We start from the raw sequence: 14590 nt of genomic DNA on the forward strand, positions 1-14590 counted from the left end.
TTTATGCTTCGCTTTAAGAAGCTTCTTGATAGATTCTACCACCTGGCAATTGGCAGAAATATTGCTTTAATGCATCTAAACAACGATTAATTTTCATCGGCTGTTGCTCATGCTTTGATGTTAAAGCATACAAGGTAAATGGAGGCAATCTCCATTCTGGTAATACTTCGACTAAAGATCCACTCAGTAAATCTTTTTGTACATCTAAATAAGCAGCACTGGTAATCCCATGACTATGCATACAAAAGGCTTTAGCAACCATAACATTATTGGTTGAAAAACGGGAATTTAACTCAACGCTAATCGTGTCATGACTATTGACGTGTTTAAACGTAAAATTCGACTGATTCTTCATTAAACTTAATGGAATCAAATCATGATTTCTAAGATCGTCAGGACTAGAAATTGGTGATGACTGATTCAAATAACTTGGGGATGCAACCAATACCTGCTCTACGTGTACCAAAGGTACAATGCTGACATTGCTATCCTCTATTTTTGGACTCATTCTTAACGCAATATCAATACGACCTTCAATCAAGTCTATATATTGATTATCTGCCTCAATATGAACAGACAAACCTCGATGAGCAGCCATCCAATGTGAGAGTGCCAAAATTAAGTGATTTGCACCAAGCTCTGGCGTTGTTGCAATACGTAAATCCCCAACCAAATCATCACGTAATTCATTAATACGAATTTTACCACGCTCAGCTGCGGCTAACATTTCTTGGCAACTGTGAAAAAAAGCTTGTCCGGCTTCTGTCAAACTCAACTTTCTTGTAGAACGATGTAGAAGTGTCACCTCCATATCATTTTCTAAAGAACGAATCTGCTGGCTAACCGCACTGGTTGTGATACCGAGTTCACGTGCAGCGCCACTAAACGAACTTTTTTCAACTACGCAGGCAAATACACCCATTGCACGAAGTTGATCTAACATAAATTTCCCTCTGAACTTATGAGCACTTTATCTTTCGATAAAAGCAACTCATTGTATTATACGGTGAAATTCAAGATTTGTATTGTCAAATTTGATCAATCAGTAAATCTTTTCTGGATTTATGGGCTTACCATCCAAACGCACTTGAAACTCCAGCATTGGTTGTGTCGTACCCGAAGCACCCATTTCTGCAATTTTTTGTCCTGCTACAACATTTTGCCCACTTTTCACCAGTAGTTTATTATTATGCGCATACGCTGTAATGTAGCCATTCGCATGTTTAATTAAAATTAAGTTACCATATTCTTTTAAACCATCTGCGGCATATACGACCTGACCATCCGCTGCTGCAACGACAGGATCACCTACCTTACCACCAAAACGTGTTCCTTTGACATTATTTGCCAAATCAAATCGCGCAATAATTGGACCATTGGATGGCTTCACCCATTTTAAACTGCTACCACTGTTCACAATGGTTGTACTGTTGTTCGGTTTAATACCAGTACTGCTCGCTGCTGTTGTCGCTTGCGTTGGTAAATTAATTTTTTGACGTTCAATTTGTGTCGCTTGTTGAATCGGCTGAGTTTTTGTTGTCTTTGACTGGGTTGTATTGGTCAAACGTAGTGATTGTCCAACATAAATACGATATGGCGGTGTAATATCATTCATTTCTGCAATTCTAAGATAATTCAATCCATATCTTGCAGCAATCAGACTCAAAGTATCACCCGAGCGAACGGTATAATAGTTAGGTGCCGTAACCGAGCGTGTTTGTGAAGTCACTTGGGGTTTTGATGCACACCCTGTTATCACTAAAGTAGATACAACCGCCGATGAGATTAGCGTGGTTCTGATTAGATTAAAAGGCCTCACACAACATACATTAAACATCAAATGCATTTTTTCCTCACTCAAAACGTTATCTCGTATCACTTTATAAAGCCTATCAAGGTACATGAATTTTTTTTGAAATATATTTATCTTCACAAAGTTACAACAATAAACTACTTTTATAAATCTTTTTATTTTTATATAAGCAAAAAAAACCTAAAACAATCATATTACAGTATCAATTACACCATCCTATCCCGTTGCTTATTTTCTATCATATCTTTTAAATCTTTGCTATTTGATCGCATACTATTTTAATCACAATCTCACAACTGATCTAGATGATGACTTGGCCCATAGCAGCAATAACTACACGATCTATACATTATTCACAATTTTAGTACACCAATTTTTTTTAATCATCATAATGTTATAATTCTGTCTATTCGTTTAGTTTTGTTAGGTCTTTACATCATCATGAAAATCAAGTCTCAACTCTTCACATTACTTTCTGCACTCACCTTAAGCCTTTCATTTACGCAGATCGCACAGGCCAATGATGATAATCTTGATGTAACTCCTGAACAACAAACAACAGCACAAGAATTTGCCGCACTCTATGTGCTTTCAGATATTTGTCCTAAAATGGTCAGTAATCCTGAAAAATTTAGTACAGGTTTTACTACTTTACTGACTGAATATTTACCCAATGAAAAAAACCCAGTACAAGCCTTAAATAAAATGGTTACGGCAGCGAATTTTAAAGCTATTTTACAAGAAGCAGAAAGTGATGCTCAGCGTGCTGGAAAAGAAAAAAATTTAGAGATTTGCGAAGAATTGACCACTTACAAGAAATAATATCATTTGGTTACAATACTTTTTTTCAAGAAGCTGATTTTTCCCATAGAAGTCAGATTATCTTTGTCCTAAAATGCCAAAATCGTTGTGCTTATAAAATTACTGGAATCACCTAGAATGACCGCAAAAAGCGCCTTAGCTGCATTATTATTAGTACCGAGCTTTAGCTATGCAGCAACCGTCTTACCCACACCACCAGAACTAAACAATAAAGCCTATGTTCTAATGGACTATGAAACAGGACAAATTCTTGCAGCCAAAAATGAAAATGAAAAACTGGCACCTGCTTCAATGACCAAAATGATGACCAGTTTTATCATTGAACAAAAACTATTAAAAGGTGAACTGACTGAAAACGAAAAAGTCAGAATGAATGAATCCGCATGGTGTCGTGGTAGTAGTGTTGAATCCTGTATGTATGTACCGCTCAATGGTACTGCGACCGTACTTGAAATGCTGCGTGGTATTATTGTGCAATCAGGTAATGATGCATCAAAAGCCATGGCTGAGCACATTGCTGGAAATGAAGGCACCTTTGCACATATGATGAATGAGCAAGCCAAAGCCATGGGGATGAATAATACCCAGTTTATGAATGCAACGGGAATGCCAGCAGAAGGACATTATTCAACTGCCAAAGATATGGCCATTCTTGCCAAACACATTATTCATGACAGCTCAAAATACTATCCGATCTATTCTGAAAAAGAATTCACCTTTAATGGCATAAAACAAGGCAACCGTAATGCATTGCTTTATACTGACCCAAGTGTAGATGGCTTAAAAACTGGCCATACCAATGAAGCTGGATATTGCTTAACCACATCATCTAAACGTGGTCCAATGCGTTTAATTTCAGTGATCTTTGGTGCACCAAACATGAATGCACGTGCAACCCAAACACGTGAATTATTGGCTTGGGGCTACGCAAATTTTGAAACTAAAAATGTACAAGCAGCCAATCAGGTACTTGCAACAGCAAAAGTATGGTATGGCAAAGAAAATGACGTTAAAATTGGCCTCGCAGAAAACTTTAATGTCACCATGCCAAAAGGCAAAGCCAGTGATATTAAAACCCAGTTAGTGGTACAACCAAAATTAACAGCACCATTGAAAAAAGGCCAAATTGTTGGTAAGTATGTCGCTAGCCTAGATGGCAAAGTCATCGCTGAAAAACCACTGGTAGCACTCGAATCTGTAGAAGAAGCTGGTTTCTTCGCACGTATGATGGATTATATTAAACAATTCTTTAGTAATCTTTTTTCATAACATCTAACAACTGTTGATGATTAATCCATATATTCAAGTGGCTTTATGATTTGATAATCCCAAACATCATAATGTCAGTGACTGACTTCAGCCACTGACATATAGGGCAAAGCGTTCATAAAAGATCAGCAACATTCATATTAGGCACATAGATAAGTTTAATTTAATATGCAAAAAAATATTCGCCCTTATTTAGATCACTACCCTCAAATTGAAACAGGTTGCTATATTGATGATATGGCGGTTGTGATTGGTGAAGTAAGCCTAGCAAAAAATGTCTCTGTTTGGCCTTTTGCTGTCATTCGTGCAGATGTTAATCACATTGTGATTGGTCAAAATTGTAATGTTCAAGACCATGCCATGTTACATGTCAGCCATAAAAATGACCGTAAACCAGAAGGTTCACCGTTAATTATTGGTGAAAATGTTACTATTGGTCATCATGTTAAATTGCATGGCTGCCATATTGGGGATCGTGTCCTGATTGGCATTGGTAGTATTGTGTTAGATGATGTCGTAATTGAAAATGATGTGATGATTGGCGCAGGAAGCCTAGTACCACCACGTAAACGTCTAGAAAGTGGTTATCTCTATGTGGGCAGCCCAGTACAACAAGTACGTCCGTTAACCGATCAAGAAAAAACCTTCCTAACCTATTCGGCACATCATTACGTTAAAGTTGCCCATCAACATGGTTTAAACAATCAATAATCAATAGATCTGATAAATACTGACTAGATCAGCCATATACTGCATATTAACCACTGAGATTATAACTGCTGACTTGCGGGCTTAATGTACAAAGAAAAAACCATTGCGCATAGCCAGCGCCAGTGAAATTTTGTAGAATATACTTTTTTATGCTAGGTATGTTTTATGTCTGCTTGGACTGCACATGTCACTGTCGCAACAGTCGTAGAAAAAGACGGAAAATTCTTATGTGTTGAAGAACATACAGAAGGTGTGAGTCACACTGTCTTTAATCAACCTGCAGGTCATGTTGAATGTGGAGAAACCTTAATTCAGGCAGCCATTCGTGAAACTCTTGAAGAAACTGGATACGATGTCAGTATTGAGTCACTCCTCGGCATTTATAGCTATACCCCGCCCATGTTTCCTGATCGCACCTACTATCGTTTTTGCTTTTTAGCTCATGTGCTGGCGCATCATCCGGATGCCTGCTTAGATGATGGTATCATTGCTGCAGTATGGATGACTTTAGATGAAATCAAAATATCTGCTCGAGCACGAAGCCCATTGGTCATCAAGGCTCTAGAAGATGCGCTATCTGGTCAAAAATATCCTTTATCGCTCATTTATGAGCATCAAAACTCTCCTTTATTTTTAAATTTGGATGCTTAGTCCTATGCAACAACGTGTCATCGTCGGTATGTCTGGTGGTGTAGATTCTTCTGTTTCTGCCGCATTACTTCTTCAACAAGGTTATCAAGTTGAAGGCCTATTTATGAAAAACTGGGAGGAAGATGACGGCACGGAATACTGTACAGCAATGGAAGATCTTGCTGATGCACAAGCTGTCTGTGACAAAATTGGTATCAAACTGCATACCGCCAATTTTGCCATGGAATACTGGGATCGCGTATTTGAGCATTTTCTGGCAGAATATCAGGCTGGACGTACCCCCAATCCAGATATTTTATGCAATAAAGAAATTAAGTTTCGAGCTTTTTTAGACCATGCTGTTCATTTAGGTGCAGACTTTATTGCAACAGGGCATTATTGTCGTCGTGGTCATAGCCAGATCAATAGTCAAGGTGAAACTTACGCCACTTTATTACGTGGTGTAGATCAAAATAAAGATCAAACTTATTTTTTACATGCCGTTCATGGACGTGAAATTAATAAAACCTTATTTCCTGTTGGCGAAATTGAAAAACCACAAGTACGTAAAATTGCAGAACAACTTGGCCTAGCAACAGCAAAGAAAAAAGACTCTACTGGCATTTGTTTTATTGGTGAGCGTCGCTTTAACGATTTTTTAAAACAGTATTTACCGGCTCAACCTGGAAAAATTGTACTTGCAGATGGTAAAGAGGTTGGTGATCATCACGGCTTAATGTACTATACGCTCGGACAACGTGGTGGTATTGGTGTCGGTGGCATGAAAGGTGCTGAAGAAGGTGCATGGTTTGTGCTACATAAGGATATTGAAGCCAATCGCTTAGTGATCGGGCAAGGACATGAACATCCGTTGATGCAAAGCACCATTTTATGGAGTGAAGCTATTGATTGGGTTGCTGGTGAACAAGATATTCCTGAAACGGGTTTTCGTTGTACAGCAAAAACACGTTATCGCCAATCAGACCAACCCTGTACATTATTTAGAGACCCTGATGCACCACAGGGTGTGCGTGTTGAATTCGACCAACCTCAACGCGCAGTTACACCAGGACAAAGTGTAGTGTTCTATACAAACGAAATTTGTTTAGGTGGCGGTGTGATTCATCATACTAATGCCCCTAAACCCGATTTTATTTGAGGATAAGTTTGGCATGGCAGAGTTACCGTTTCAACAATCTCAAACGCTAAATACTCGCCAAAATCGTGCTTTGGCATTGGCAGCTGTGTTTCAGGCGACACAGCTGACCCATATGACCGCCATTGCAGGACGACAGAGTATTGGTGATAGCGGTAATTTTTACTATGAACAGCTCATTAAAGCCAGTTTAAATATCCGACCAAGCTCAAATCAAAACTGCCAGACTTTAGATTTTTTTCATCAACTATCTGATGTCGCATTAGGCTTAAAGACCTTAGAGAGTTGTATTACTCAGCCATTTACCAGTACGCCAAAATCTAAACTGCCCAAATTTAATCAAACCAAACTCCCCATGTCTTATGCGATGGCACTGTTACAACTTGAAAAGAAAGTCTATAGCAATGCCAAATTTGTTGAGATCATTGAGCAATCTCAACAAAAAATATTAAAACAACTGTCTTTTTTTGATCATAATTACTTGCATCCCAGCATTATTGCCAATTTAGCACAGACCTATGTAGATACTGCTGGACAAATTAATCCACGTATCATGGTTCGCGGTAATGCAGAAGCATTTAAAGACTCTGCCCATACCAATCGCATTCGTGCCAGTCTATTCACTGGATTACAATTTGCCCATTTATGGCGACAATTGGGGGGTAGCTCATGGGGATTTATTTTTAGTAAACGTAAATTACTGCACGATATTCAAAATCTTGCTCGTTTACAGTATCAGGTATTTTAAAACTAGCTGTAAACATACATTTTTTGTTGTAGGTTTCATTCCAAAAGTTTAGGGAATCCATATGAACGCTTTAACCGCACTTTCTCCATTAGATGGACGCTACGCTAGCAAATGCGATGCACTACGTCCTTTCCTCTCTGAGTTTGGTTTAATTCATGCTCGTGTGACCGTTGAAGTGCGTTGGTTACAAGCGCTTGCAAACCGTCCAGAAATTAGTGAAGTTCCAGTATTTTCAGCGCAAACAAATGCCGCTTTAGATGCAATCGTAACAGAATTTTCTGAAGCAGATGCAAATCGTATTAAAGAGATTGAACGTACCACCAACCATGACGTCAAAGCGGTTGAATATTTTCTTAAAGAGAAAATTGCACATATTGATGAGTTAAAAAATGCGGGTGAGTTTATTCACTTTGCATGTACTTCTGAAGACATTAACAACTTATCTCACGCATTAATGTTAAAAAATGGTCGTGAAGTCCTCATGACATCCATGCAACAAATTATTGATGCCATTGTTGATCTTGCAGAAACACATGCAGAACAGCCAATGCTATCGCGTACGCATGGTCAAACTGCAAGCCCAACAACATTGGGTAAAGAGATGGCAAACGTGGCTTATCGTTTAGCACGTCAAATCAAGCAATTTAAAAATGTTGAATTATTAGGCAAAATTAATGGTGCAGTCGGTAACTATAATGCACATTTATCTGCCTATCCAGATATTGATTGGCCAGCACATTCGCAGGCATTTGTCGAATCACTTGGTCTAGAATTTAATCCATACACCACACAAATTGAACCGCATGATTATATGGCGGAGCTTTTTGATGCCCTACGTCGCTTTAACACTATTCTTATCGACTTTAACCGTGATGTATGGGGTTATATTTCTTTGGGCTTCTTTAAACAACGTTTAAAAGAAGGTGAAGTCGGTTCATCAACAATGCCACATAAAGTCAATCCGATTGACTTTGAAAACTCGGAAGGTAATTTAGGAATTGCCAATGCAGTATTAGCACATTTAGGTGAAAAACTTCCTATCTCACGCTGGCAACGTGACTTAACTGACTCTACTGTATTACGTAATATGGGTGTTGGTTTTGCACAAAGTTTAATTGCCTTTGAAGCATGCTTAAAAGGTATTGGTAAACTAGAGCTAAATGCAATACGCATACTTGAAGATTTAGATCATGCACAAGAAGTACTCGCTGAACCAATTCAAACAGTTATGCGTCGCTATGCGGTTGAAAAACCCTATGAAAAATTAAAAGCATTAACACGTGGTCAAGCAATGACACGTGAAATGATGGTTGATTTTGTTCAAGGTCATGAACTAGAAGCTGTACCGGCACAAGATCGCGCACGTTTAGCGGAGCTTACACCTGCAACCTATACAGGTAACGCTGCAACCCAAGCAAAATCGATCAAAGCATTAATTGCTAAACTATAACATCTATCTCTACTGATCGTTAATATATACGATTAAAAAAAACCGAGTTTAATATAAACTCGGTTTTTTAATGGAATAGCGTTATGCTTTAGGATCGCGTATCTGTATACGATCTGCATGAATTTGACTCACTGTTTCAATCACTTTATTGACCAATGTTGGCACAATTTGATCCACAATTTGAGCAGCTTGCAGACCTAATTTTTCACCTAGCGTTGGCTTTTTACGTGTCTCGATCATATAGACATCATGTTGAGCCAATAAACCCAATAAATATTCGTCTGAAGTCTGTAATTGATCCACTAAAGCCAATGCCTGTGCATCTACACCATACCAGTGCTCACCCGTTGCAATTTTATCAATATTTAATTGCGGACGATATTTTTCCACAAAGTGCTTAAATAAAATATGCGTTTGCTGTAGCTCTTCTTCAAATTTTGCTTTACCTTCTGCAGTATTTTCACCAAACATCGTCACTGTTCGCTTATACTGACCTGCGGTATAAAGTTCAAAATCAATATGATTATCTTTAAGTAAACGATTAAAGTTTGGAACTTGTGCCACCACGCCAATTGAGCCCAAGATAGCAAACGGTGCAGCAATAATCTCTGAAGCAATACATGCCATCATATAGCCACCACTTGCCGCTACCTTATCAACACAAATGGTTAAATGAAAGCCAGCATCGCGTAAACGAACCAATTGTGCTGCCGCAAGCCCATAGCCATGAACCATACCTCCAGGACTCTCCAAACGAAGTAGCACACGGTCACGTCCAGCCTTTGCTGTCGCTAAAATCAAATTAATTTCTTCACGCAGTTGTACCACAGCAGAAGCTGCTGTATCACCTTTGAAATCAATGACATAAATTTTTTGATTTACTTTTTTACGCACACGTGCTTCTTTTGATAACTGTTGTGTTAATTGTAATAACTCAAATTTAGAAGCAGTATATTGCGCAATTTTTTTACGCTGCTCATTCAATTTGGCATTTAAATGATGAATTTTAATTTCTGCGGGAAGTTTTGTAGCGTGAAATATCATATAATTTAGATTCTCATAAGATCTATGCATTTTGTTATAAGATGTAGACATTTAAGCAAAATTTCAATGCTATTTTTGCAATTATTAAAAAATAACGCGTTATCCAATATTCAACCTATCTCCCGATAAATCTAGCAGCCTGATATCGTCACCATCATATCAACCGAATTAAGCACGATCTAAAATAAGATACATCTCAACAACGCTAACCTCGCAGCGATTTTATAACTAAAAAACTCATCCTTTAATGAAGTGGCATAAAAAATTAAATATATAGTCTAGGGTGTGTCCTCATTTAGATTTACACCAAATGAACATGCAGGCGATATAAATCATAGACTGATAATTACGTGCGAGTTTATCAAATCGAGTTGCTATTGCACGGAAGTGTTTTAATCTTGCAAAGGCATTCTCAACTAAATGTCTTAAGCAATATAAGTACTTATCAAAATCAAGATTGAATTTCTTACTATTTGATCTTAATGGAATAATAGGTATCATTTTTCGATTTCTAGCAGACTTCCTGATATATTCAGAATCATATCCCTTGTCCGCGATTAGATAATCTGCTGTTTCAATTAGATCTATTAGGTGTTCTGCAACTTGGCTGTCATGGACATCACCCCCAGTGATTTTAAAATCAATCGGTAATCCATTCGCGTCGGTTGCAAGATGAATCTTTGTTGTGAGTCCTCCACGAGATTGTCCAATTGCACGCTCGAAGCCATGCCGAGCTCCACTTGCATGCTGATGCGCGCGTATGTAGCTTCCATCAATGAATACCCATTCTTGGTCCAAGCTGCCTCGTAGTTTGAAAAAAATTTATCCCATAAGCCTTTCATAGCCCAGCGATTAAAACGGTTATAAGCAGTTTTCCAAGGGCAAAACTCTTGAGGAATATCACGCCATGTCGCACCTGTGCGTAGTTTCCATAAAATAGCTTCCATAATATTTCTACTGTTCTTTGAGCTATAGCAACCATGAAATTTCATTGTTACTTGAATCTGTTGCCAAATATCATCTGTGAGAAGAGTACGTGCCATTGAAAAATATTGAAATGGAGATAAAGTAGAGCCTAATTCTAGGCGTTTAAATATTATTCTTCAAATGAGGACACGCCCTAAACAAAATATTAAAATATTTTATATCATAAGAACAATTCAAAAATCACAACCGAGTTTAAGCATTTAACTCGGTTATGATTTGAATATTGTCCATACAGCTAGAGATTAAACCCGTCATTAACCAAAACGCCCAGTAATATAAGCTTCAGTCAATTGATGATCAGGCTGTGTAAATACTTTCTCTGTTGAATTCACTTCAATTAAATCGCCCAAATGGAAATATGCTGTACGATCAGATACTCGTGCAGCTTGTTGCATCGAATGCGTCACAATAGCAATGGTATATTGGGTAGAAAGCTCTGAAATTAATTCTTCAATTTTTGCTGTTGCAATCGGATCCAGTGCAGAGCATGGCTCATCCATCAAGATCACTTCTGGACTAACCGCAATCGTACGCGCAATACACAAACGCTGTTGTTGACCACCCGATAAACCTGTACCGGGTTGATTTAAACGATCTTTAACCTCATCCCACAACCCTGCTTTATGTAAACTATTTTCAACAATTTCTTCTAAATCATATTTATCACGTGCTAAACCATGTAGCTTAGGGCCATAAGCGACATTATCAAAAATAGATTTCGGGAATGGATTCGGCTTTTGGAAGACCATACCAACCTGTGCACGTAATAATACAACATCAAGATTAGGATCGTAGATATCCTGATGATCTAGCATCACTTTACCTGTCACACGACAACTATCAATAGTGTCATTCATACGATTTAAGGTACGTAAAAATGTTGATTTACCACATCCTGATGGACCAATAAATGCAATCACTTCATTTTCATAGATATTAATATCAATACCTTTAATTGCCTCTGAAGTACCATAATACACATGGACATCCGAAGCACTCAATTTGACTTGAGAATGTTGGGGGTCTTTTTTGGTTGAGGTTTGCGTATCAAATTGTGAGATAAACGAGGTCACTGGAGGTTTATCTGGATCAGAAGACGTAAACTGTTTTGGTTCTGAATTCACTGATTTATCCTGTTGAACAGTATTTTCTGTCGATGCCGTTGTCATATTCATATCATCTTCTCTCTTACCAACGCACTTCAAATTTTTTACGTAGCCAGATTGCTAAACTATTTAAACCAATCATTAAAGCCAGTAATACAATAATGGCTGCTGCAGTTCGACCTTCAAAGAAGTTACGCAACTCATTACCTTGCCATAGAAAAATTTGTACAGGTAAAGCGGTCGATTGATCTAATGGTGTTGCAGGAATACTGGCAACAAAAGCACTCATACCAATTAACAGTAAAGGTGCTGTCTCACCTAGCGCTTGAGCGACACCAATAATTGCACCAGTTAAAATACCAGGTAATGCTAACGGTAGGACATGATGAAAAACCGTTTGTAAGCGTGATGCACCTAAACCCAAAGCGGCTTGTCGAATGGAAGGTGGTACTGCCTTAAGTGATGCACGTGTGGTAATAATCACGGTCGGTAATGTCATTAAACTCAATACCAGTCCACCGACCAATGGTGCTGATAATGGCATATGCATCCAGCCGATGAAAATTGCAGCCCCTAACAAACCAAAAACAATCGATGGGACAGCAGCGAGATTATTAATATTGACTTCAACAATATCTGTAATGACATTTTTAGGCGCAAATTCTTCTAAATAGATAGCAGAAGCAACACCAATCGGAATCGAAATTAAAATAACGATCAACATCATAAACAATGAACCCATAAAAGCACCTGCTAAACCGGATGTTGCAGGAGAGCTTCGCGAATCTGGGCTAAAGAAAATATTGGTATTAAACGTTTTTTCAAGAATACCTTGAGTCTTTAATTGATCTGCTAAATGACGTATTTCAGGACTTAATTGCTGTTGCTCAGCCGGTAAATTTCGATCAATATTACCAGATAACCAAACATCGACATTAGCATCAGCCAATATCTTAATTTCTTTGGTTTTACCAATTAAGCTTGGATCCTTCATCACCATATCACGCAAGGTATAGGCTTCTGAACTGGTATAAATTGAAGAAAGCTCATCACGATCTGCTTCAAGTTGACGATCTTGATGAATTAAACTATTTACAATCAAACCATCCCAATCCACCATCCCTAAATCAGTTTGCCAAGCAATCAAACGTTGCTCAAACTGAACAGGTGCTTCATTGGCCTGAGGCACTGGCTTCGGCCCAACTTGTATTAATGCAGGATCAAAATAAACTGGAACCGTGAAACTATATTGCCAAAATGCAGGCAATCCTTTGGCAAGAATACTACTAAAGAGCAATATCACAAAAAACAAACCTGCAATTACGGCAGAAAAGCCGAAAATCCTAAAGGTTTTTTCCTTGCGATGTCGTTTAGCCAATGAACTTTCAATGGTACGCTTACGCTTTTCTCTTAAATCATTTGCTTGTCGTGGATCAATTTGATCCAATGAATTCGTATCTATCTTACTCATTAGTCATATTGCTCACGATATTTACGCACAATATAAAGTGCTACAATGTTTAAACCTAAAGTAATTACAAATAAGGTTAAACCCAAAGCAAAAGCCACCAAAGCTTGTGGGCTGGCAAAATCTGTATCCCCTGTCAGCTGATTAACAATCGTCATGGTGACTGTGGATACCGCTTCAAATGGATTAATATGTAATAATGGACTGTTTCCGGCAGCCAATACCACAATCATGGTTTCACCAATCGCTCGTGAAGCAGCCAATAGAAATGCACCAATAATCCCAGGCAGTGCTGCAGGTAAAACCACTTGACGAATCGTTTCAGATTTAGTTGCACCCAATCCCAAAGAACCATCACGTAATGATCGAGGTACTTGGGTAATAATGTCATCAGATAAAGATGAAACAAATGGAATAATCATAATTCCCATGACAAAGCCCGCTGTCAGCGCACTGGTTGCATTGATATCTATGCCAATAGATGCACCTAATGCCTTCATAAATGGGCCAATCACCATCAAGGCAAAAACACCATAAACAATAGTTGGAATTCCTGCCAATACTTCAATGGTAGGTTTCGTCCAAGCACGAAATCGAGGAGAGGCATATTCGGCTAAATAGATCGCAATCATGAGTCCCACAGGAACGGCAACCAAGAGTGCAATTGCACTCACCATTAAGGTTCCCCACAATAATGGCACTAAGCCATAACTGCCATCTGCATTTCCAGTCGTACTAAAACCAGGATTCCATTGCGTACCAAAGAAGAAATCAATAGGACTTACAAAGCTAAAAAAACGCAAGGTTTCACTAAACATGGACATCACAATGCCCACAGTCGTCAAAATAGCAACACCAGAACATAATGCTAAAGCAAAATTAATGACTTTTTCGACTTGATTACGCGCACGATATTGCTTACCAATGCGTTTTTTGGCCCAAACCAAACAGATTAATGCGGTACAGATCACCACTGCTAACTTGGCAAATGAAGCAATCATTTCAATCTGTGCCAGCTGTGCTGCTGCTTGAAGTTCATAGGGTAATGGGGTATCTGTTACGCCAAAGCCTGACGCAATCGCTTCAACACGATCAATCAATACGCTAGTACTGGCCTGATCTAATGTCGCCGCCATATTGGCTGGGACATGACTTAAAATCACATGCTTTAAAATAGCAGGTTCAGCAATATTCCATACCATTAGAATTAAAAAAGCTGGAATACCACACCAGAGTGCAACCAATGCACCATAATAACCGGGACGCGAATGCAGCATTGCCGAGTTATTGCCCTTACCTGCCAAATTGCGACTTTTGGTTAAACCAATTTGATAGGCGATAGCCATAATGGCCAATAAGACACCTATAAGTAGCAAGTTCATGTAT

Annotated in this window: 14 protein-coding genes; 7 read left to right on the forward strand and 7 right to left on the reverse strand. The window is 38.5% G+C overall.

All coding sequences use genetic code 11. The annotated features are described in order from the left end of the window. Positions 1-13 precede the first annotated feature (13 nt). Together QSG86_RS14615 and QSG86_RS14620 are read right to left on the reverse strand one after the other, a co-directional pair. Entirely contained in the window at positions 14-943 is a 930-nt protein-coding gene (locus tag QSG86_RS14615; protein WP_317032167.1) for a LysR family transcriptional regulator, read from the reverse strand. A gap of 99 nt (positions 944-1042) precedes the next feature. Further along, a complete protein-coding gene (locus QSG86_RS14620; RefSeq protein WP_317032168.1) occupies positions 1043-1846 on the reverse strand; it encodes a peptidoglycan DD-metalloendopeptidase family protein in 804 nt (267 codons plus the stop codon). A 408-nt stretch (positions 1847-2254) separates the two neighbouring features. On the opposite strand from QSG86_RS14620, the gene QSG86_RS14625 reads away from it, so the two are divergent. From QSG86_RS14625 to purB, 7 genes are all read left to right on the forward strand, one after another. Beyond that, positions 2255-2635: an MCR_0457 family protein gene (locus tag QSG86_RS14625; RefSeq protein WP_317032169.1), complete on the forward strand. Its 381-nt coding sequence runs from the start codon at positions 2255-2257 to the stop codon at positions 2633-2635. Positions 2636-2752: 117 nt separating this feature from the next. After that, entirely contained in the window at positions 2753-3904 is a 1152-nt protein-coding gene (dacC, locus tag QSG86_RS14630; protein WP_317032170.1) for a D-alanyl-D-alanine carboxypeptidase PBP5/6, read from the forward strand. A gap of 168 nt (positions 3905-4072) precedes the next feature. Beyond that, positions 4073-4615: a gamma carbonic anhydrase family protein gene (locus QSG86_RS14635; protein WP_317032171.1), complete on the forward strand. Its 543-nt coding sequence runs from the start codon at positions 4073-4075 to the stop codon at positions 4613-4615. 165 nt (positions 4616-4780) lie between these two features. Next, positions 4781-5266, forward strand: coding sequence for an NUDIX hydrolase (locus QSG86_RS14640; protein WP_317032172.1), 486 nt, complete (start codon positions 4781-4783; stop codon positions 5264-5266). 4 nt (positions 5267-5270) lie between these two features. Continuing rightward, entirely contained in the window at positions 5271-6404 is a 1134-nt protein-coding gene (gene mnmA, locus QSG86_RS14645; RefSeq protein WP_317032173.1) for a tRNA 2-thiouridine(34) synthase MnmA, read from the forward strand. A 13-nt stretch (positions 6405-6417) separates the two neighbouring features. After that, positions 6418-7149, forward strand: coding sequence for a high frequency lysogenization protein HflD (gene hflD / locus QSG86_RS14650; protein ID WP_317032174.1), 732 nt, complete (start codon positions 6418-6420; stop codon positions 7147-7149). A gap of 61 nt (positions 7150-7210) precedes the next feature. After that, complete coding sequence (gene purB / locus QSG86_RS14655; protein ID WP_317032175.1) at positions 7211-8599, forward strand: adenylosuccinate lyase; 1389 nt, start codon at positions 7211-7213, stop codon at positions 8597-8599. A gap of 81 nt (positions 8600-8680) precedes the next feature. Here the strand turns inward: purB and sohB are convergent, their stop codons facing one another. The 5 genes from sohB to pstC all read right to left on the reverse strand — a co-directional run bounded on the left by sohB (position 8681) and on the right by pstC (position 14586). Continuing rightward, on the reverse strand, positions 8681-9643 hold the full coding sequence (sohB, locus tag QSG86_RS14660; protein ID WP_317032176.1) for a protease SohB: 963 nt from the start codon (positions 9641-9643) through the stop codon (positions 8681-8683). 291 nt (positions 9644-9934) lie between these two features. Beyond that, positions 9935-10686 (reverse strand): IS5 family transposase gene (locus QSG86_RS14665; RefSeq protein ID WP_410487449.1). Its coding sequence is split into 2 segments (ribosomal slippage): positions 9935-10464 and positions 10464-10686, totalling 753 coding nucleotides; the frame shifts between segments, so codons are not numbered across the junction. Between the two features lie 198 nt (positions 10687-10884). Further along, a complete protein-coding gene (gene pstB / locus QSG86_RS14670) occupies positions 10885-11805 on the reverse strand; it encodes a phosphate ABC transporter ATP-binding protein PstB (RefSeq protein ID WP_410487475.1) in 921 nt (306 codons plus the stop codon). 13 nt (positions 11806-11818) lie between these two features. Then, a complete protein-coding gene (gene pstA / locus QSG86_RS14675; protein WP_317032177.1) occupies positions 11819-13207 on the reverse strand; it encodes a phosphate ABC transporter permease PstA in 1389 nt (462 codons plus the stop codon). Then, entirely contained in the window at positions 13207-14586 is a 1380-nt protein-coding gene (pstC, locus tag QSG86_RS14680) for a phosphate ABC transporter permease subunit PstC (protein ID WP_317032178.1), read from the reverse strand. Before pstC ends, pstA begins: the two co-directional genes overlap by 1 nt. Positions 14587-14590: the final 4 nt, after the last annotated feature.

Source organism: Acinetobacter sp. SAAs474 (assembly GCF_032823475.1).
Classification (GTDB): Bacteria; Pseudomonadota; Gammaproteobacteria; order Pseudomonadales; family Moraxellaceae; genus Acinetobacter.